Consider the following 21989-nt stretch of genomic DNA (forward strand, 5'->3'; position numbering starts at 1 on the left):
ACCAGTCTCAGGATGACAACACGAGTCGAAAAACGCTACAGAAAACCGTGAATCGTTCTAGTGTTAGCTGCTCAAGCAAGCTTGACCCGTTGTTCGAGCGAGCGAGCGAGATCGAATGCCGAAGCGGGCACGATTAACGAGACCATTGTGTTCGACTGTGCGGTTATGGAAGCCATCCCAGTTCACTCGTTGAACAAAAGTTTTCGACTCAGAAGTTCGGCAGCAACTTCGTCTGGAGCGTTGCCAAAAACCGCTTCGTGCGTGCTCCGTGACGGGCTTTAATATGCTTGAAGACGTACGGACATTTGGTGTCATTTCATCGGCTAAAACATTCCGTTTCGCGCTCGATTTGCCAAAGATCTCATGGATTGAGTCCTTCATCTCGCCGATCCGGAAGATGTTTAGTGGCAATCGCACATATTCGGCCAGAATTGCCTATCGCAATGAGAGGAAAAACGATAACGATAGTGTCTCCAAGCAAGGGCAAAAACACCTCCTCGATACGCTCCGTCGTTGGGCTCAAAACACCCGTCTGAACAGCGAATTTAGAGCTGTTCATATCGGAACGATGTTGTCCAGTATTCAAGTGGTCACTAAAAGCCATAAAGCCGCGTACAGCCGCCGATTCTCGACCAAAAATCCTGTAGAACGCGCCACAGCCGACGAAGAAGTGGCTTTGCGGACATTTTCAGCCGTCTTCGGGTATCACTTGGCAATGGCGGTCACGCGGGTCGCTTGGACCGGTCATCTCGGCCGGCAAAAATCCCGTCGCAGCCAGACCCCGCAATTCGGATTTTTGCAACGACATTCGCAATGTCGGATCCACCACTTTGGTTTCCGGTTTCTCTGTGATTTGGTCGGCCAGATGTTCCGTGATGTGTAATCGTCGCCAGTTCATTGAGAGCCGATCCGAGCTTTGCTGCGAACTTCGCACGACGGTTCTTTTCCTTCGGAGTTAGTTTCACCTGTTTGGTGATGCGTTGCTCAAGGCGAGCGAGATAGCTATCCGCGAGCAGACAGTCGCGGGCTTCATTTGCCAAGACGAACCGCAAACCGGGCCATCGGCAATCGGGCAGGCAATTCGACATCGTGTTTGTCGACGGCACGATCCTGAAAAGCTCTTGCATAGTCAAAATGGTTTCTAACTACCGTTTTACTGGAAAGGAGCCCCGTGGTTCTGGGCGAGAATGTGAAGACAATAGAATGAGAAGAATTCTTGTAGGTTGGACAACTTGATATCGTCGAGTCCGGCGATTACTCGATCTTGTTCGCACGCCGTCGAAGTCAACGATTCGGTTCTGCCGCGTTACAGGAACGACTCGAGCCATGAAGGAATGAGCGCCCTGTCAGTCCCAGAGGCCCGTTCGACATCAGCATGTTCTGTCTTACGCGATTGGGAGAAGCAGCCAAGACCCGAAGCGAAATGCAACACTTGTGGTCCTTCTTCAAACATCTTCCCTTCTTCGAGCAAGCCGCGCGTCCCGGATTGCGTTGGGCGTTTGGATTTCCGGCGTACGAGTCACGATAATCGTGCGGTATGAACGACAGTTTCGTGTGAACCGGAACTGCGACCGATGGACCGCCGATGTGTCCACACATCAATCAACTTTAGTAGACGGGGCTTGTCGGTGAACTTGCCTGCTCACAATTTTTGATTCAGTTTGCCACATCATGCGGGCATCTTGCATCGAGCAACTCCGTTTTTTTTTTGCGGGATAGCGAATTGCTTTGATGAACAACCGGTTGATGACTGTGATGCCACCGTGCTGCCCAGTACCAAGGTGCGGCGTGCAACCGATTTTCATCCGAAATGTCATGACTGCGAACTTCAATGTCGTTTCCATCCGAAAAACAGCGACAAAATTGGGCGGCGCCCTCCGACTATGATGCCACAAAACTCGATGGTTTTGCATCGCGTATTGAGGAATCGACAAGAATGCTGTCCGGTTTAGTCCGTCGCCTGGCCTGAAGCTCTCAAGCTGCCAGTTGCAGAGTTGTTTTAAAACTTGAGAAAATGGGAGGGACCGGCTACCAACTGATCCTGTTTGCTGGAGGAGGCGTGATCTCCAATAGATAAATAGAAACACCCAGACCCGACCCCTCGGGGCCGGGCCTGAGAGACGTAGCGACTTCAACAAATCGATGTCGGCGGCGGCAACGTTTCGATTGATGCTTGGAGCGGGTTCGTGGATGCGGTGGTTTGGACGGACCGATCCCCCATAGGATGACTACGGTGAGCAACCAGATGACCGCCACTCGAAGCAGTCCGATGAATCGGCTGGCAATCAGGCAGACGAAACCGAACCAAGCCAGATAGCGGATCGTCGCCTGAGGATCAATAGCGCGCAAAACGGTCTCCCAACGGAGTCAGAATTGAATTGAAAAAAATCACAAGCTCACCAGTTCGCTGCCGGGGAGATTCAGTGACAAGTCGCGATCAAGGGGCTGGCCCCGCAGAAACCGCGTGAACTGTTGCAGCATCAGACCGGCACAGATGTTGGCAGTGTAGATTGTGCTCCGTGCCGTACAGCGACCGATGTTGGCTTGTCGTGCCGAGAACAGCGTAGAGCTGTAATATGGCCGCTCGCTGTGGTCGGCGGCAGTCAACACTCTTACGGTCTCGGCTAGCATTCGGCCGTCGCACCAGAACTGGCAACGGCTCTTAAGAATCCGCCAGATCGCTGTGCGGGCAGTGATCGAATCCACGCAGCAAAACACCACTTCGGCGACCGGATCCTGCGACCGAAACCTGTGCGGTACGGTCAAGACTTCGATCTCGCGATCAAGCAAGTGAATCGCTTTCTTGGTCGCGTCGACCTCCAACTGGCCTAGATCGCTTTAAGTGTAGCCTTGAAAGTTGATGTTAGTCGGTTCGACGATATCGAAGTCAAACAGCTGGAATCGACTGACACCCATGGCCGCCAACTGCAAAGCAACTTGCCGCCCGACGGCACCAACACCGATCACGGTCATCCTGAATGTGTGGATGCGTGATCGCATGGTCGGACGCCGCCGGATGGGGTTCGAGAGCAGTCAATGTATAGCTTGACGATGATTCCTCAGTTGGAAAGCTGAGATCGATTCGGAACGGACCGAGGAAAACATCTTCGAGCGCTATTGGACTGGTAGTAACGGCTAGTGTCGATCTCGAGAGATTGACTTCAACTTTCTCAAACTTACTTTGCAACGCGTTGACGTCTGCAATTGGGTCACGAAGTAAGCTAGTCGAAGGCGGCTGCAAGTCAACTTGGCTTCGCAGCTGTGCTAGTCGTTGCTGGAGATCAGTCAACGCGGATTGGAGTTGGCTGCGAACCAACCACGGTTGTAGGCTTTAGTTTCAAGGCGGAGCAATCGTTCGATGTACTCGATCACTGCGATTGGCCAGACCCTCGCCGAACTGACTCGCCCGAGTTGTGGTTCGATTGAGAACTCGGCTGTCTGGCAACGCAGTTCCTCGGCGATCTCGGGGAAGCCCTGTTCATCGTATTCCAGGGCACGCCGCATCAGGCCAGCTTTGCATTCGGCGTGTCGGGCCAGAAATTCTGCCTTGCGGTCGAGCGCGGAATCAATAACAAACAGCATTTTCAGTCGGCGAGAAATCGTTTGTAAACGACTGAACGTCGGCGGTGATCCTTTTGGAAAGTCAGTGATTGTAAGCTGGTCTGATAGCTTCAGTTCGAAGTTAGCCAGCGGAGTTCGAGCCACTCGCGTTCGGCATCGAGAGCCTGACTGCGGGCGGGGAATGGTCCTAGGATGGGACCATTGACGGGCGAGAGATCGGCGGCACACCCAACAGCGTTGCCAAGCGGCAACAACTGCGGATCTCCGCGCCCGTCCAATCATGATCGTTGAGTTTGAGTTGATCACGATTAACGCCGAACTGTTCCAAGTAAATCTCCCAAATCGCTTGGCGTTGTGACTGGCTTGGCAGGTCGATATAGAACACGCCGTCAAACCGTTCGGCTCGTGTTAGCTCCGGCGGCAGTTTGCTAATGTTGTTACACGTGCCCACAAAGAACACATCGCTGGTGACATCGGGCACTGGGCTATTTCAGGGGGCGCCTGGCGAAACGGCGAACGGAAGAAGTTCGCAAAGCATCGAAAATTCTCGGCACCACATCGCAGGTGCTAGACATTCATGATGGCGAGTTGATGCCGACATTAGAGAACCGCCGCACGATCACACGACTGATCCGCGAGTGGAAAGCGGACGTTGTCATTGCTCATCGTCCGTGGGATTATCATCCCGACCATCGCTACGTCGGCGTGCTTGTGCAGGACGCTGCGTTCATGGTGGCGGTCCCATTCTTTTGTCCCGATGTTCCCGCTCTCAAGAAGAACCCTGTCTTCCTGTATGCTAGCGACCGGTTCCGAAAGCCTTATCCGTTCAAGGCCGATATTGCTGTCTCGATTGACGATGTCTTCGAAACTAAGGTTGAAGCGATTGCCGAACTGGAATCACAAGTGTTCGAGGGCGGAGCGCTTGGCAACGCCGAGAAAGCTGCCCAGGCACCTCCAGCACGTCACCAGGAATTGCGGTTGGCCAAAGTCCGAGAGGTGTGGCACAACCGGGCGGGAGGAGAAGCGAGAAACTATCGCGATACGTTGATTCACTGGTACGGCGAAGAACAGGGCAAAGCGGTGAAGTACGCTGAGGCGTTCGAGATCTGCGAGTACGGCCACCAACCAAGCACGGCTGAAATCAAAAAGCTGTTTCCATTCTTCGATGAACCGGAACCCACCGCCAAGCCAGAAAACACGTCGAATACGCAATGAAAGAGGAGAGTGAAAGGCTGAGATTTCTGACGCCCACTTCGTTGCCCAGAAATGAAGCACCCAAATCACTCTGACAAAACGCACTCGCAGCCAAGTCAGCCTGTTGCTAATAAGAACCATTGATGTCTAGGTACAAACGACGGAAATCGTCTTCTTTATCTTGTCTTGTTCAATGGGAATTTCTTCCCTGCGAGAGCCTGCTTGGCGAAGACTCCCCAGTATGGAGTTGGCGTGTAGCTCCAGTCGGAGATCATCACGGGGGAAGCCTTGGGATGTAGACACCATCCGGTCCAATTCAACCGATGCTTCTGAATGAAGCCAAGCATGTCCGGAACCCAAGTGTAAGGATCTTCCTGGTCTTCGGCTGGAATGAAACTCATCTTTTTGATGTCGGCACCGCATTCGCCAACGAATATGGGATGCTTCGCAGCGGTCGCCAAAACTTTCTCTTCCCAGCCGTTGTGCCAGTTATAGGTGTGCCACGAATACATGATTCCGTTTCCGACTCGATCTTCGAGCGCGTAACCCTCTGTGATGCCGGACAGATCATTACACCAGAAAACACCGCCGGCGATGATGATGTTTCGAGCGCCGGTCTCGCGGACCGCATCGACTAACCCTTGCATGCCGATTGACTGGTAACCACTATTCTTTTTCTTCTCTTCGTCACTCAGGAATGCGGATTCGTCCGTCTCTTTGCTGGTACTGATCCAACCGCCGTTTCGCCACACTTCCCACGAAACTCCGTGAGGTTCGTTGAAGATGTCGAACAAGACGGCGGGGTGGTCTTTGTATTGCTTTGCAAAATCCTTCCAAAATTCCGCGTGCTCCGTCTTGGGGGCTCGGAAGCGGTGCAGGTCGATGACCACATACGCCCCCCGGTTGGCAGCGAGTGTGATGATCTGGTCGAGGATCTCCCGATACTCCTTTCCGCCGTCTTTCTGATAAGCACTTTCGCCATACCAGAACGCTTCGTTCATTGGAACGCGTACGCAGTTCGCCTTCCACTCGTCGATCGCGACAACGACTGACTTGATGACCTGCCGATCGTGTGGCAGCGTTTCGAGACCTCCGGCATTGACACCTTGCAACCAGATTTCTTTCCCATCGCGATCGTGCAGCCGGTTGCCGACCACGCGGAGTTCACTCGGCCATTGGACGCGGTTCGGTTCTTCCGGCGGCACATGACGAGCCTTGATTTCCGCCGCGCGTTTTTTCGCAGCGGCGATCAACGGAGCAGGGTCTGTCGGCCGAAGTGTGAGGTCGTCGAGATCGAAGGTCCCTGCCGTGACCTGAAACAAGCTCGGCATCAAGACCAGGGTCAGCGCGTCGTCCGGTACGAGAAACTGCGTGCTGCGATCGACCCAGCCGTCGGTATCTTTCTGCGCGTACGGAGGTGAGGGGCTACCGACTTTCTTCCCATCGATGCCCTTCATTTCCAACATGATCCGCGCGTCGAACCACGGTGAAGTCCCTTTCTTCAGGCCAGTCACTCGTTGCCGCCAGCGTAGTTCCAAAGCCTTTGTACCTGACGGAATGTCGAACGTGCGGTAAGCCATGACCGTGGTTCCAGGCTTCGGCGAGGTTAAACGCAGAAAGTGGTTATTCCCTTCGGACTCCCAACTGCCACCAATCTTGAGCTGCCCCCAGTCATCCGGCCATCCGTCCTGTTTCTTGATGTCCGTTTCGAAATCTCCGTTCGTGATAAGTGAGCCGTGTTGCTTCAAAATAGCGGCGGCTTTGTCGCGGCGTTTACGGGCGTCGGCTTGTTGCTTCGCCAACCGTTCCGCGGCTGCCTTCTCGGCCACATTTCGAATCGGACCTGCGTCGACCGAACGTAACACGACGTCATCGAGATCGAACGTGCCCGCCGCGACCTGAAATAGACAAGGCATCAACTTGAGAGTCGCTGCGTCATCCGGCACTAGGAAACTCATTTCTTTTGTGACCCAGCCGTCGGTATCGCGACGCGATGCCGGTGCGGAAGGTGTCGGAGCGACTTTCTGACGATCGCGATCCAGAAACTCCATGAGAATCCGCGCGTCGAACCAAGGATTCTTTCCGACTTTCAGCCCAGTGATCCGCTGCCGAAAAGACAACTGAATCGCCTCGACACCGGCTGGAATGGGAATCTCCTGATAGAGCATCACCATTGCACCAGGTGATGTGCTGGTCAGCCGCAGAAAATGATTGCCGTCTTCTGCAACCCACTCACCACCTGGATTCACACTTGCCCAACCGTCCGGCCAGTTGTCGCTGTCGTTGTCGTCTTCAAAATTACCGTTGGGCTTCAGTTCCTTGGTGTCATCGGTTCGGGCAAATGCACTCGATGACAACCCGTTAACGAGAAACATCAACAGCAGACCCGTCAACAGTACTCTGGACAGTGAGCGAAGTGTCATATTCAATTCTTGATCAGGCTAGGCATGAAGTTCATTGTGAAACGTGTCATTTGGCGAGAATAATTCATACGGATTTGACATGGAACTCCGCAATGGTTCCACGCTTTCGGCTGACAAATTCAGCCTTTGGACGAATGCAAAGGGGTGATGGTAAGACACTCGCCGATCCATCAAGGTGGCCTGCGGGTCGGTGACGTAGTGACAAGCCCGATCAGACGTGTCTAATGATTCATCAGTTTGTGGCGGAGCCGATTCGCTTTTCCGGATTTGCAAACAGCCAACAAATTGCGCCGGCAAGATACACTCCCGCGAACATCACCAAAACCAAATTCCAGTTCTCGGTCCACTCGAATAGCATCGCAACCCCGACCGGGCACGCGGCGGCCGCTAAGTTGCCGGTCATGTTCATGATGCCGAATACTTGAGGCACGCGTTCGCCACCGATATCAATTGTTGTTGCGAACGCACATGGTCCCGCGATTGCGGCGAACACAGCCCCTGCGGCGAGCAACCCCACCGCCGTGTTCACATCGCGGATGAACCAGGCGGCGAGGATCAACAAACCACAGGCTCCCAACGCAGCGGCTCCCACACCACTTCGACTCAATCGAAGACTGCCGGTCCGGCGCCAAATCCAATCGATAATCATTCCACCGAACACACTGCCCAATAGCGTTCCTGCCAAGACGACGCCTTGCAAGTAACCCGACTCCTCCACAGAGGCACCGCGTGTTTTTTGGAGAAAAGTGGGGAACCAGCTCGCGAAGAACATGTATCCAGCCGCCCGGCAAATCTGCTGACCGCACAACCACCACATCACTGCATTGTGAGAAATCTTCCCGAGTACTTGGAGTTCGTCGGTCGCCACTTCGGATTCTTGACGTTGTTGCTTCGCCCGAATCAGTTGGAGTTCCCATTCGTTGACGGCCGGCGTTTCGTCGGGATAGTTTCGATAGCGACGCAGGAAAGTAATCGTCCACAGGATGCCCGGTACCGCAAACAAGACGAACACCCAACGCCAAGTCATCGAAAGCAACATGCGACCGCTTAACCAACTGGCAAGAATCGCACCAAGTTGCATGCCGGCGGCAAGTATGCCACAGGCGAATGATCGCTGTGCCAACGGCATCCAATGGCCAATCGCTTGGCAAGATGCCGGGAACAAACCGGCCTGGGCCACACCCATGACGAGTTGAGCGATAATCAGGAGCCAGAAACTTTCCGCCACGCTCATCCCGACCATCGCCAACGATGAACCAATCACAAAAACGCTGATCGCCACACGAGTCCCGGTGCGTTCCGCGAACCAACCGGCTGGCACTTGAAAGACGGCATACGTCCAGAAGAACGCCCCCATGAACCAACCGGACTGCTGCAACGTCAATCCGAGATCGCTGCGAATCGAACTCTCAACAACGCCGACAACATTCCGACACAGGTACGCGAGCGCCGCCGCAAAAGTCAGCCATGCGAGGACACGATATCGGATTCGAGTCGGACGTTGCTCCACTTAGATCACCGCCTGGAGTCGTTCGAACAGGTGATCAACTTCGGCTTGCGTTTCCGAATCTAACTGCCAGCCCACGGGTTGTTTCTGTGCCGTATTCGGGAACAAGCCGCGTTTGTTGAGCAGGTATTTTTCGATAGCCAAGAACCCGTCCAAGCCGGCTTGAAGTTGCAGAGCTACGATTGCGGAAATCGGTAGGGCGAGTTCGTAGATTCGGTTTTCGTCACCGGCTTCGAGTGCCCGCCAAAGTGCAACAATGCCATCAAGCAAATCCGTTCCCGGCATCGTGCCAACGATGCCTCGACGATAGCAATCGACCAAATTGATTCCACCAGACCCTTCAAAGATTCGGGCTTGCCCGGCGGTGGCGTCACGGAGTTTCGAAAGATTCGGCCCAAGCGGACTCGCTTCCGGCTTGAAGAGAATTCGCTCGGAACCAAACTGATCGAGCAACTTCGTGTAAACACTCAAGTCAATCGCGGCCCCGACGTAACTCGACGCATCCTGAACCACGAGCGGAACTGAAATCGAATCGGCGATCGCCACAAAGTAATCGTATGTCGCCTCACTTCCGAGGGATGTTGCGATCGGCGGGATCGCCATGACCGCCGTCGTACCACACGTTTCCGCGTGTCGGGCGAAATCCACCGCGGACGATGTACTTTCCGCACCGACGCTGATCACAACAAAACCACGCCTACCCGCAAGTTCACACACAAGCTCGACGAGTTCAATTCGCTCGGCGTGCGAGAGTCGAAGTATCTCACTGACCATCGCAACGACAACACCATCCGCACCGACTTCGAACGCCCAATCGATTTCGCGAGCCAACACGCTACGGTCAATCGCGGCTTGAGCGTTGAACGGAGTTTGCAAAACAGGCAACACCCCTTGGAGAGAATTCTCAATTTTCGAGGACATCTTGAATCGCCCGCGTCATGGTTTCGAGGGTGAGTTCGAGGCTACCCCGATCAAACGGCGTTTGCCAAACCGGGTAGACATCGACGTCGTACAAGTCCGCCGGCGGTAAATAGCCGATTGAACCATTGAGCAGGTTCATGCAGATGATCGTGTGTTCCGGAAACCGCGACCGTAGCTCTTGCTGCAAACACGAATACGCCTCACCACAACACCCCACGATAATCGCGTCGCCAATTCGCCAGGCATAAATGGGCAAAGGAAACGTTGAACCGTCGCCGATACCACGACGAATATCACGTTTGCGGCGGAGTCGTTCTTCCAAGGCTCGATCTTTGCAGGCCGTGCGTTGTTGTTCGAGTTCGTCGGCAGACGGCCAATCCTTGAGCGGCAACTCGGCTTCGGCGACCAATGCTTTTAGATCATTTGAAACGGATCGTTTCGTAAGCTGCCAGACGGCGAGCGGGGCACCAGATTCGACCGTCCCGACATACGCGAGTTCCGTTCCGGGCGGTTCCATGTTTTCCAAAGTTGCCAAGGCCGCGAATGCGAGTTGACGGCCGTGCCGATCGGCAACCTCCGTGTCACCCACATACTGAAATCGGGGTGCCAACTCCCCGCACGCCCCCAACAGGAACAACGCGGGCACTTGTGTTGCTTGTTGCATCGTGTCGCGCATCGCACCGACGTAGTCTGGCGAAATGGCCGTATTGTCCCAAGCAAGTGTTGTCGGATGACACGCATAATTCGTGAGCGTGGCCCGCAACTGAGAGTTCGAATCGGTGATGCGTCCGACGAGCAATGTATCGTCGGCTTCACCTTCGGGATTGAACCCGCATACGATGCGACCAGAATCCGAATTCGGCTCCGGAAAATCTCGCATTGTTGCCAATCCGCACCGGCCGGTTTGCCAGTCCAGCGTCCCTTCGAACGCCGTTCGCAACGCCTCCCGAACGACCTGCACGCTCGATGCAAAAAGTTGTTCCATCCACTCTTTCAATAAGCCGCTTCCCGGGAGTGACTCTTCCGGTTCCATCAAGGGTGGGCCCGCGTGGGTGTGGCTGAGCGCGAACAGCAATTGAGCCGGCTCAAGGTCCAGTGCTTCCAAAAGTCGGTCAAAAAACGTTTGGAATGTTTGCGGAGTTTTCCACCATCCCAAATCCGCATCGAGCAGCACCAACGGTTCGCCGTGCGTGTTTGCGGCTAGCGTCAGAGCGGTCAGAGTTAACGAGCGATGAATCGTCGTAGCCGTGTCGTCTTTGGCGGCACCCCAGTTGCGGGCATAAATGCCGACTGGAGGTGTAATGTCCGCACGAGCGACACCGATATAACCGCGATAGGATGGATGCGAAAAAGCAGCTGTTGCATTGGGGGGCATAGAAAGTGAGTTCGTTCGCAGATTCAAAATTGCATGAGTACGGTTTTCGGTTCGATTGGGGAACTACCAATCGCCGACCGCACCATCCCGGTAGAATACACGTTGTGGGATCTCTTGTTGAAACGGGTGTTTCTTGATTTCGTCCTCGTTAATCGTGACGCCAAGTCCCGGCTTGGTATTTGGCGTGACTGTTTGCGTGGATCGGTCCAATGTGAACCCTTCTTCCACGATGTCCGCTCGCCAAGGGACGTCGTTGTGAACCGACTCGCAAATGATGTAACTCGGTTGTGAGAATCCGAACTCGATCGAAGCCGCCGTGCTGACCGGTCCCTGCGGGTTGTGCGGAGCAAGGGCGATGCGATAGGCATCTGCAAGTGCCGCGATGCGGCGGGCTTCCGAAAATCCGCCGCAATGTGTGAGGTCAAGCTGGCAGACCTCGCAGCCTCGGACAGCGAACAGATCCCGAAAGGCCGCCAGATGGGTCAACCGTTCGCCGGTCGCAATGGGTGTTGCAACAGCAGCGTTGATCGTCGCGAGACTCTGCACGTTCTCAGGCCAGCACGGTTCCTCGAAAAAATAGAGGCCGTAGGGTTCCAAAGCTTTCGCAAATTGCAGACCCATCGCCGGAGACGGACGGGCATGGCAGTCCACCATGATGTCGATGTCATCGCCAACTGCGTCTCGCATCGCCGCGACACACGCCTCGGCCGACGAGATGGGTCGCAAGCCTTCAATCGGCATCGTGGGCGGAACCGCCATCGACTTGAAGGCTGTAAAACCTTCCGCGACGGCCTGCTCCGCCAACGCGGCAAATTGCTTCGCATTGTCGACCGGGGTTTCGTAAAAACTTTCGAGATTCCCGCCACCGAGATGGCAATACAGTCGGATGAAATCCCGAACCGGCCCGCCCCAGAGTTGATGACACGGTACGCCATGAACCTTGCCGACGATATCCCAAAGCGCGAGATCGATTCCGGCGATTGCGGTCGAGCGGGTCACGCCGTGCCCATGCCAGAAATGTTGTCGCCACATCATCTGCCAAAGATGCTCGACCCGCGTGGGGTCTTCCCCGACCACAAGTTGAGCGAGATCGTCGATCGTGGCCGCCACGCCGCGGGTGTGCCATTCGAGTGTCGCTTCTCCCCAGCCGAACAACCCGGGCTGATCGGTGAGAACCTTGACAAAAATCCAATTCCGCATCCGAGCATGACACACGAATGTTTCAATCGCCGTGATTTTCATGAAGTCTCGTCTTGTGCCCGCCTGCGGTCAAATTGCTGGCAGTGGGCGGTGCCAAACGCGCTGGTATCCGGTAACAACGTACTCAGTTCTGCTTCAAAGGCAAGCCGCTCGCATCAAAGACAGACAATTGTAGACTTTGAAAAACGCGTTGCCGGAATCGGGAAACCGACGAATCGCCGGCCCAGCGAACGATTCAATGCGATCTTGCCAGACCCTCTGCGGGATGCGAATTTCATCCGTCTCAGACTCGGCAACCTTGGGTCGCGTTATCTGGCGACCAACGGAAAGAGCTACAACGTACGCAAGCTCCTGAGGTACGTGGTCGCAACTCCATCACGACCACATTCTACACCAAGCTTCGCCAAGTTTGCCGAAGCGCCACTATTAGGCCGTTGTTCACATCAGAACATCAGGTTTTCCTTCGTCGTCTAAGCTGTCTTCGTGCTTTTGACATTCACCGGCTACACCTCTCTATAGGCAGCGATTACAGCCGACGCGGGAACTTTGCTACTTGTGATCTTCAACGGTTTTCGATTGTTGAAACCTAACGAGACGAGCGAGACGAGCGATTTGCTCCGCGTGTTGGCAGAACTCATGCAAGGATCTCTTCCACCACGTTGCCAAAGACATCCGTGAGCCGATAATCACGCCCCGCATGTCGATACGTTAGGCGGGTGTGATCTATTCCTAGCAGGTGCAGAATGGTGGCGTGGAAATCGTGGACGTGAACACGCTTGTCCGCGACCGCAATTCCATGTTCATCAGAAGCCCCATGCGTGATTCCACCTTTAATCCCGCCACCTGCCATCCAACTTGAGAACACCATCGGATGATGGTCGCGACCACCGGCATTTTTAGCCGCCATATACGGGGTTCGTCCGAATTCGGTCGTCCAGACAACAAGCGTTTCATCAAGTAACCCACGCAATTTCAGATCTTTGATGAGCCCGGCGATCGGTTGGTCAACGTTCTTTGCAAGTCGAGCGTGATCGAGCATGTTACCATGGGAATCCCAATTGTTGCTCGAACCCACATCAATACACTCCACAAACCGAACTCCCCGCTCAACCATCCGACGAGCGACTAGACATTGCCAACCAAATCCCGTGTTCTGTCCCGGTTGCAGACCATATAAGTCTAATGTTGCTTGCGTCTCTTTCGAAAAATCAAGGACTTCCGGAGCCGCCTGCTGCATTCCAAATGCCGTTTCAAAGGACCGAATACGAGCATCAAGCTGATCGTCCAAAACGCGTGTTTCCAAGTGCTGTTGATTGATCTGCTGCAATAGTTCGAGTTCCGCCGATTGGAGTTCCGATGACGCAACCCGCCGCTTGACATTCGGAATCGGCGTCTTGCCGGGAAACACTTGGGTGCCTTGATGGAATCCCGGTAGGAAATCGTTGTTCCAATTCTGTCCTCGCGCATAGGGCGTGGCCCCTGTGACCACGACGAACGAAGGTAGGTTTCGATTCTCTGTACCAAGTCCATAACTAATCCAAGACCCCATACTAGGTCTTGCAAAACTGAAGGACCCTGTGTGCATTCCGAGTGTTGCTTCATAGTGCGCGATATGGTCGGTTGTGAGTGAGCGAATCACACATAGATCATCGGCCACTTCCCCGACATACGGGAACAAATCACTAATCTCGATTCCCGATTCCCCTCGCGGACGAAACTCCCACTGCGGACGTTTGAGGTACTGTTTGAACTCGCCGATTGATCCTCGATAGTTATGAACCGTCAGCGACTTATTGTGATCTTCGACGAGCTTCGGCTTCGGATCGAATGAGTCGACATGCGAGACACCACCACCCATGAACAGAAAAATCACGTTCTTAGCTTTTGCCGGAAAATGGGACGGTTTCGGAGCAAGCGGATTCGTCGACATCGGCCGCGCTTCACTTGCTTCCAACTCCGCGAGCATACCTCTCAAGGCAAGCGCACCAAATCCACCAGCGGCCCGATTTAGCAACTCACGCCTGGAGATCGGTTGGTTCATGTCTGGCATTCTTCAATACTCACTGTTGAAGTCTCAGCGGAATTCAAAGCACTGAGTGAAAGTCCCCTTCGGGACTTGTTCAATCGATGTATAGAAAGGCATTGCTGCTCAGCAAGACACGAGTATAAGCTGCTAGACTCTGCATCTCACGAGTTGCAGAGTTTGGCAACTTCGCGGCATAAGCACTTAGGAATTTCTCAGCCGATTCAACCTGGACTGCGGTTGGTGTTCTCGACCAAACCGATTCATGCAAGGCATGCAATCGCTGAGAGTCTGTATGATACTCCCGCAGGAACCGGTCCGCGATTGTCTGTGATTGCTCATGCGTGAATCTATCATTCATGAGAAAAAGGGCCTGCAACGGTGTTGTGGTTGAATCACGTCGTGCAGTGCTCGAATTCGGATCCGCTCCATCGAACAGACCGAGGAACGGGTGTCGTTTGATTCGCTGAGTCATCAGATAGACAGACCGCCGTTTCGACGCGTAGACAGCATCAAAAGGGTTGTGCTGAGAGTATCGCCACTTGCTCACAGGGGGGAATGGGTGAGGTCCGGTGGGGCCTAATTGAAGTTCTCCGCTGAGTTGAAGAATCGAATCGCGGATCTCTTCCGCAGTGAGGCGACGGCGAGTGAAATGCGAGAGCCAGCGGTTTGCCGGGTCACGTTCCATTGCCGTGAGAGTAATTTCGCTGGATGATTGATAGGCCCGACTCAGCAAGATTTCCCGATGCAAAGACTTGAGAGACCAACCGTTTTGGATGAGTCGAATCGCGAGATAGTCTAGCAACTCCGGATGAGTCGGCGGTTCGCCACGCACGCCGAAATCATTCGCAGTAGCGACGATCCCACGACCAAAGTGGTACTGCCAAACCCGGTTCACAATCACACGCGGGGTCAGAGGGTTATCGGGCGAAGTGAGCCATTGGGAAAGCTGTCGACGACCGCTCTCTTGGCAGTCATCGTTAAGTTGCTGGCCACCTAACACTGTGAGAAACCCGCGGGGCACCTCCTCACCGAGTCGGTCTGGCTCGCCTCGCAGTTGCATCCGCGTGTCAGACGGCGTGCCTTCCCTTACAGCGTACGCAGTGGGGTAGAGCGTTTCTTTGTCGAGGGCAGCTTTCCGCCCTTCGATGGCAGCAAACTCCTTCCGCAGTCGTTGGACCTCTTCCTGAATGTCTTTGATTGCATAGTCAATTTGTTCATGAGCCGCTAGGAAAGAACTCGATTGGACTGCGAGGTTATCGACCTGTCGTTGCGGCTTCACTTTTTTCGCATCTGTAAATGCAGCATCGATCACAATGGAGTTGGCGACTCCGTCCCAGCGTGGATTAAACGGCAACTCCTTGAATGGCCATGTGTTGCTTTCGCTAGACACAATTCCTGAAAACGTTTTCTGTTGCCAATCGATGCGAAACTGTAGATTGTACCATTCCCCGAGTTTCAAGGGGGCAATCTCGTTCATCTTGACGCCATCACGTGCAAAAACGCCATGGCCATTGATAAAGAGTTCAACGCTGGGGGAATAGTTCTGAACATGGTCTAGGCAAATACGATAGTAGCCGTCGCCACCGGATTCGACATTCACATTTCGGAAATCAAGGTTAACAAAAGTGGTGTCAGTGCTTTCACGGTTTTGCATGGGGATAGGTCTTCGGAAGCCTATATTTCCGGGTGAGTTCGGCATTTCAATCGAATGATTCCCTTTAGGAAATACATTCGTGAATGGACTTGAGGCTTCCGTGACAACTTTGACGTCGTTGTCTGCACGCCATGGTGAAGTCAATTTGTCACTAGTTTCAAAAGACCCTTCAAGCGTTAACAATGCAAACTGCTGTTGATTGAGTTCCTGATCCAGTTTCGCCTGTTCTATGGCCCGTTTCTCATCGTACTCTTTGACCACTTTCGGAGGGACTAGCGGGATGAGTTCCTTCGGGGTGTTGACTTCCTCTGCCCCGGGGAAGGTGAACTTTGTACTCTCAAAAATCCCATAAAGGGCGTAATAGTCTTTCGCAGAGATCGGCTCGAACTTATGGTCGTGACATCGGGCACAACCAATTGACAGGCCTAAAACGGACTCGCCGAGATTGCTGATCAGATCATGGATTGTGAGGTGAAAATAGAGGAAGTTGGTGTCGTTGTAGCCAAAGCGACGTGCCATCGCGAGGTAGGTGGTCGCTGTTGTCAATTCCTCGAACTTTTCTGGTTGGCTTTTCGCCAATAAGTCCCCCGCGATCTGCTCTTGGATGAACTCATTGTATTGCTTGTCTTGATTGAACGACTCAATCACATAGTCGCGATATTTGTAAGCATCGGGGACGGGATGGTCGCTCGCATTCCCGGCGGTGTCAGCATATCGGACGACATCCAACCAGTGCCGCCCCCAATGCTCTCCATACCGGGGCGATGCTAGTAACCGATCGACCACAGCTTCCCAGGCCTCGGGGCGTTCGTCGGCTAAGAAGTTCGACAACTCGGTCGGAGTTGGCGGCAATCCGGTGAGATCGTAAGTCACGCGGCGTAAGAGCGATTCGCGATCGGCGTGTGGCACGGGAGTGAGGTCTTTTGACCGCATTGCTGCAAAAAGAAAGCGATCAATTGTTGTGGTGTTCCACGCCGGATCAGCAACATTGGCTGGCGTCTGCAATTTCACAGGCTGAAACGCCCAGTGGGCTTGTTGCTCTGGGGTGACGTGAAAGTTCTTGCGGTTCACCATCGGGGCATTATCATCGTTTGCCGGCCAAGGCAGCCCCCTTTCAACCCATTCAACGAGTTTTTGGATGTCCTGTTCGGGCAGCTTTCCGTTAGGGGGCATTTCTAAGCTGCGGTACTGAACGGCTTCTATCAGTAGGCTCTCTTTCGGCTTTCCTGGCACCGCAGCGGGGCCGCTCGCACCACCATGCAACAAAACGGCTCTGCCGTCTAGTCGTAGTTCGCCTTCTGCCTTTCCGTCGTTGCCATGACAGGAGAAACAGTGCTTTGTCAGCAGTGGCCGAATCTCATTCTCGAAGAACTTAACATCGCTTGATGTTGGTACTGCATCGTCCGCGAAAACGGAAACGCGTTGAACTACCAAAGTGACTGCGACTACAGTCGTCAACAGTTTGGCAGTTCGCAGTATTGAACAAGAATGCATTGCAGAGATCTCAGTTTCTGGCTTCGCTAGATCGTCTCGTTGCCCTGTTTGGCGACATTTGCTGGCGGTGCGATACTCTAGTTCTCGTGATGAAAATTAGGGACTAGTGTGAACTCAAGTTTTGCTTCATTGATATTTCTTCGATAAGCGTGAACCAGGGACGAGCCCGCCATTGAGATCGATGAAGTATTCTCAATGGGAAAACTGATCAAACGCGGAATGGCGAATTGTTATAGCAAGAAACTTGCTGCGTGATGTTCATCATCAAGTCGACTGGGCTCGCCATGTGTTGTAGCGTTGCGAGTCAGTCGATTTTCTCTTCCAGTAGTGACACCGCTTCCTCAAGTGTTCCGCGACGGAACGACTCGAGAATGGTGCGGTGTTCTTCGTAGATTTCCATTAGGTTGGAGTGACGCCGACGTTGGACGCGGCGAAAGTGCGAGCGAATTCGACCGACGAGTAACTCCCAAATGGCAGTCATGTCCGGTTGGTCGAGTCGCAATAGCAAGTAGTGATGAAACGCAATATCTTGTTCGGCGATTGCGTGCAGATCTTCTGCTTCACAGGCTTTCCGCATGTCTGCGAGAATTGAGTCCCACTTTTGGAAATCTTCGTCAGTCAGTTCCTCGAAGATTTCTTGAAGAGCGTAAACTTCAAGCGTCCGACGAATGGGAATAATTACGGCTCGAATTGCCTTGGGAGCTTCGGGGGCGACAACGGCACCACAGTTCGGGCGATTCTCAAGCAGTCCTTGCAACGATAGCCGCTGCACCGCTTCACGGACCGCACCGCGTCCCACACCGAACCGCTTGACCAACTCAGCTTCCGTGAGCCGCAAACCCTCCGGCATGCGACCAGACAGGATTTCCCCGCGGAGCTGTTCAGCGACCTGAAGGGAGCGGACGACGGGAATCTCTTTGGTGCCCATGGATGACGTCTCAACTGGTTGTGTCGGCATATGTGCCGTGAATATCGTTTTCGATGAAATCGGCTCAGTCAAGACGGGTCGCGAAGTCATCGGAGTGAACTAACGCGTCTATTCTGTACTCAATGAACCTTAGATTGTCAACAATTTGCTCAAAAAATATGCCGATTGTTGACAATCGATTTGTGGTTGCTGACAATCATCCGCGGGCTGTTTGATTACGGATGGTTGCTTCCTGGTGTTTGGGACAGAACAATGATAACTGGAACCGGCCATCAGCAATGCAGACTGAGTGACTGACTGGAGAATTCGGATCATGAAGCGGCATGCGATTCTTGGTGTGATAGCTTTGGTGGTCGGGCTGTCGCTATGCCATGTCGGATCATGTGCCGAGGGTTCTGCACAGCAGACGGAGATTTCATCCGCCGATGCCGAGTTTTTCGAGAAATTGGTGCGGCCGCTTTTGGTCAATTCGTGTAGCGAATGCCACGGTGCTAGGAAGCAGTGGGCCGGTTTGCGGATCGATTCCAGAACGAGTCTTCTCACCGGTGGAGATTCTGGTCCGGCGATCGTGCCAGGTGATCCCGATGAGAGTTTGCTCATCTCCGCCGTTCGCCGAACCAGTTTCGAGATGCCCCCAGAGAATCCACTGACGGAGTCTCAGGTGGCAATCCTTGAACGATGGATTCGCATTGGTGCTCCTTGGCCGAATGCAGCACCGGTAAGTCCGGCAAAGTCCAGCCTTCTCGAAAGCCACTGGGCATTTCAGCCTGTGACTGATCCCGATGTGCCGAGTGTTGCCCACGCGGAATGGGTGCGGACTCCCGTCGATGCGTTTGTGCTCGCAAAACTTCGGGATTCGCATTTAAGTCCGTCTCCTCTGGCGGATCGACGAACGCTGATTCGCCGACTGTCGTTCGATCTTACGGGGCTTCCCCCATCTCCCGAAGACGTCGAGCGTTTCGTCAACGATCCCGATCCCAACGCTTACGAAAAGCTCGTGGATGATTTGCTGGAATCTCCGCAGTATGGAGAGCACTGGGCGAGAAAATGGTTGGATTTGGCCCGCTATTCGGACACGAAGGGGTACATGTATGGCTGGGAAATTCGCCCATTCGTTCATGCTCCCGCGTACCGAGATTGGGTGGTTCGGGCTTTCAACAATGACCTGCCTTACAATCAGTTTTTGCTCTTGCAGATTGCAGCCGACCAAGCTGCTCCGGAAGATCCAACCGCGCAGTTAGCGATGGGGTTTCTGACAATTGGACGGAGATTCTTGGGCAACGAGCATGACATCATCGACGATCGCATTGATGTTCTCGGTCGCACGACGATGGGGCTCACGTTTGGATGTGCACGCTGTCATGATCACAAGTATGACCCGATTCCCACTGCGGATTACTACTCGCTGTATGGAGTCTTCTGGAACAGCGTCAAGGAACTGACACAGGCGGTGGATTCATCGAAATCTCTTTCGCCGCAGTTCAAGCAGCAGTTGGAAGAAAAACAAAACGCACTCCGCAAGGAAGTGGATCGCATGCGTGGTGTGGTCGCGGATCGGATGCGGGCTCGCATTACCGATTATTTGATTGCACAGTTGGAACTTGAAAAGCATCCCAACATTCCATTTTCGCAAATCCTGTCAACGGATGACATTTTCCCGGTTTACGTGGAGCGTTGGGAAGCGTTTTTGCGAAAGACGAATTCGGAGAAAAATCCCGTGTTCGTGCCTTGGCATCGGTTTGCGGCGATCGAATCCGAGTCGTTTGCTACCGAAGCACCACAGGTACTCCAAGAGTTGCAGGAACTTGGTGCGGACGAGGTTTCTCCGTTGGTGATGAAATCGTTTTCCACGCCGCCGAAATCGATGCGGGAAGTCGCGGAGCGATACGGAGCGTTGTTCACACAGATTGATCAAGAATGGCAGCAAGCATTGGCGGCGGCAAAAAGTTCCGGCAGCCCGCGACCAGAAAGGCTTGCCGACCCGGAACACAACGCGATTCGTGACGTGCTGTATGCCGAAGGTTCACCCTGTGTTGTTCCCGATGTGCACCTTGCTGAGATCAGCACCTATTTTTCCACGCGATCGGAACTTCCTGGCTTGTGGAAGCACCAAACCGCTCTGGAAAAATTAATTCTGGATTCACCCGACGCCCCGCCGTTCGCGGTGCGACTGGTCGATCGAAAAACCATCGAAGAACCCCGAATTTTCCAACGTGGCAATCACCTCACCAAAACCGAGGACGTTCCGCGTCGGTTGCCGCTGATTCTTGAACGGCAAGATCGCGAACCGTTCCAGCACGGTAGCGGGCGGTTGGAATTGGCGGAGGCGATTGTTTCGCCGGACAGCCCACTGACGGCTCGCGTGTGGGTCAATCGGATTTGGCAGCATCATTTTGGCGTGGGGATTGTCCCGACTCCGAGTGACTTTGGCGCTCGGGCCGCGAAGCCGGCGCATGCGGAGTTGTTGGATTGGCTCGCGACTCAACTGGTCGAGAGTGGATGGAGCACGAAAGCCATCCACCGTCAGATTCTGCTTTCGTCGGCATATCGACAGGGGTCACGCGGGCCGGTTGACAACGCCACTCAGGAGCTTGCGGAACGGGTCGATCCGGGGAACTCTCTCATTTGGAAGAATCCTGCACACCGATTGACGTTCGAAGAATTTCGAGATGCGATGTTAGCCGCATCGGGCGATTTGACGTTGCAACTTGGTGGCCGTGGAAAGCCATTGTTCGGTGGCAACGACGGAAATCGGCGTCGCTCACTTTATGGATACATCGACCGCGAACGTTTGCCGAATGCGTATCGAGTTTTCGATTTTGCCAATCCCGATCTGCATATTCCCGAACGCTCGCAAACAACAGTGCCGCAACAAGCCTTGTTCGGTCTGAACCATCCGTTCGTGGCCGTTCGAGCACGGCGGTTGGCTGCATTGATCGAGGCCATGCCGGATGCGTCACCGGAAGAACGCATCGAACAACTCTTTCAACGCGTCTATCAGCGGGCACCCACGCCGCGGCAAAGTGAGGCGGCGTTGCAATTCGTTTCGGCTCCCGAATCCGAGAGACAACACCCGCTGACTTCCCGTCAGTTGGCGTGGCAATACGGTTATGGGGCCATCAACGAAGCCGGGACCGCGATTCAGAGTTTCCAGCCGCTGCCGCACTTCAACGGCACGGCATGGCAAGGCGGCAGCAAATGGCCCGATTCCCAACTTGGCTGGGCTCAATTGACCGCGAGCGGAGGGCATCCAGGCAATGACCACAAGCACGCGGTGATCCGTCGTTGGACCGCAAAACGGGATGCGACGGTTTCGATCGACTCCGACGCACGGCACGAAGTCGCTGCGGGCAACGGGATTCGGTGTTGGATCATTTCCAGTCGGCAGGGAGTGTTGAGCCAGTTCACGCTGCATAACTCCGCACAGGCTTTGCAGATCGAATCGGTGAAAGTGCAAGCCGGTGATACCTTGGATTTCGTTGTCGACATCAACGGCAATCTCAACAGCGATCAGTATCTCTGGTCGATTGGCATTAACGAGCTCAGGGCGGTGGCTGGAACACCGGCGGATGAGAAATCGAATCAGTCATGGAATTCGGTCGAGGACTTCATCGGCCCGAAGACGCAAAATTTGAAGCCCTGGGAACAGCTCGCGCAAGTGTTGTTGTTGTCAAACGAATTTCTGTTCGTGGACTGAGATACTTGA

General features: G+C 54.0%; 13 protein-coding genes and 1 pseudogene. 2 read left to right on the forward strand and 12 right to left on the reverse strand.

Annotated features, from left to right (window positions below; all coding sequences use genetic code 11):
• Positions 1-688 precede the first annotated feature (688 nt).
• The 4 genes and pseudogenes from AC5DDB_RS29075 to AC5DDB_RS29090 form a co-directional block, all read right to left on the reverse strand.
• The gene (locus AC5DDB_RS29075) at positions 689-898 is read right to left on the reverse strand and encodes a hypothetical protein (RefSeq protein WP_491743280.1); all 210 of its coding nucleotides are present in this window, start codon (positions 896-898) and stop codon (positions 689-691) included.
• A gap of 1490 nt (positions 899-2388) precedes the next feature.
• Positions 2389-3000, reverse strand: a pseudogene (locus AC5DDB_RS29080) (ThiF family adenylyltransferase).
• A gap of 285 nt (positions 3001-3285) precedes the next feature.
• On the reverse strand, positions 3286-3582 hold the full coding sequence (locus AC5DDB_RS29085; protein WP_491743281.1) for a hypothetical protein: 297 nt from the start codon (positions 3580-3582) through the stop codon (positions 3286-3288).
• Between the two features lie 166 nt (positions 3583-3748).
• The gene (locus tag AC5DDB_RS29090) at positions 3749-4042 is read right to left on the reverse strand and encodes a hypothetical protein (RefSeq protein WP_491743282.1); all 294 of its coding nucleotides are present in this window, start codon (positions 4040-4042) and stop codon (positions 3749-3751) included.
• A 62-nt stretch (positions 4043-4104) separates the two neighbouring features.
• Here AC5DDB_RS29090 and AC5DDB_RS29095 point away from each other — a divergent pair, with 62 nt between their 5' ends.
• The gene (locus AC5DDB_RS29095; protein WP_491743296.1) at positions 4105-4776 is read left to right on the forward strand and encodes a PIG-L deacetylase family protein; all 672 of its coding nucleotides are present in this window, start codon (positions 4105-4107) and stop codon (positions 4774-4776) included.
• A 155-nt stretch (positions 4777-4931) separates the two neighbouring features.
• On the opposite strand, the gene AC5DDB_RS29100 is transcribed toward AC5DDB_RS29095, so the two are convergent.
• The 8 genes from AC5DDB_RS29100 to AC5DDB_RS29135 form a co-directional block, all read right to left on the reverse strand.
• Entirely contained in the window at positions 4932-7178 is a 2247-nt protein-coding gene (locus AC5DDB_RS29100) for a glycoside hydrolase family 5 protein (protein ID WP_491743283.1), read from the reverse strand.
• Positions 7179-7410: 232 nt separating this feature from the next.
• Entirely contained in the window at positions 7411-8688 is a 1278-nt protein-coding gene (locus AC5DDB_RS29105) for an MFS transporter (protein ID WP_491743284.1), read from the reverse strand.
• Positions 8689-9606: a dihydrodipicolinate synthase family protein gene (locus AC5DDB_RS29110; RefSeq protein WP_491743285.1), complete on the reverse strand. Its 918-nt coding sequence runs from the start codon at positions 9604-9606 to the stop codon at positions 8689-8691. It lies immediately after the preceding gene.
• Complete coding sequence (locus tag AC5DDB_RS29115; protein WP_491743286.1) at positions 9590-10981, reverse strand: alkaline ceramidase; 1392 nt, start codon at positions 10979-10981, stop codon at positions 9590-9592. The genes AC5DDB_RS29110 and AC5DDB_RS29115 overlap by 17 nt, the downstream gene beginning before the upstream one ends.
• 63 nt (positions 10982-11044) lie before the next feature.
• Positions 11045-12223: a galactonate dehydratase gene (gene dgoD / locus AC5DDB_RS29120; protein ID WP_491743287.1), complete on the reverse strand. Its 1179-nt coding sequence runs from the start codon at positions 12221-12223 to the stop codon at positions 11045-11047.
• Between the two features lie 592 nt (positions 12224-12815).
• Positions 12816-14222 carry a DUF1501 domain-containing protein gene (locus AC5DDB_RS29125; RefSeq protein ID WP_491743288.1) on the reverse strand — a complete coding sequence of 469 codons (1407 nt, stop codon included), beginning with the start codon at positions 14220-14222 and terminating at the stop codon, positions 12816-12818.
• A 79-nt stretch (positions 14223-14301) separates the two neighbouring features.
• Positions 14302-17355, reverse strand: coding sequence for a PSD1 and planctomycete cytochrome C domain-containing protein (locus tag AC5DDB_RS29130; RefSeq protein WP_491743289.1), 3054 nt, complete (start codon positions 17353-17355; stop codon positions 14302-14304).
• A gap of 304 nt (positions 17356-17659) precedes the next feature.
• Positions 17660-18313: a GntR family transcriptional regulator gene (locus AC5DDB_RS29135; RefSeq protein ID WP_491743290.1), complete on the reverse strand. Its 654-nt coding sequence runs from the start codon at positions 18311-18313 to the stop codon at positions 17660-17662.
• A 283-nt stretch (positions 18314-18596) separates the two neighbouring features.
• Between AC5DDB_RS29135 and AC5DDB_RS29140 the strand changes: the two genes are divergently transcribed.
• Entirely contained in the window at positions 18597-21980 is a 3384-nt protein-coding gene (locus tag AC5DDB_RS29140; RefSeq protein ID WP_491743291.1) for a PSD1 and planctomycete cytochrome C domain-containing protein, read from the forward strand.
• Positions 21981-21989: the final 9 nt, after the last annotated feature.

This window comes from Thalassoroseus sp. (genome assembly GCF_984380535.1).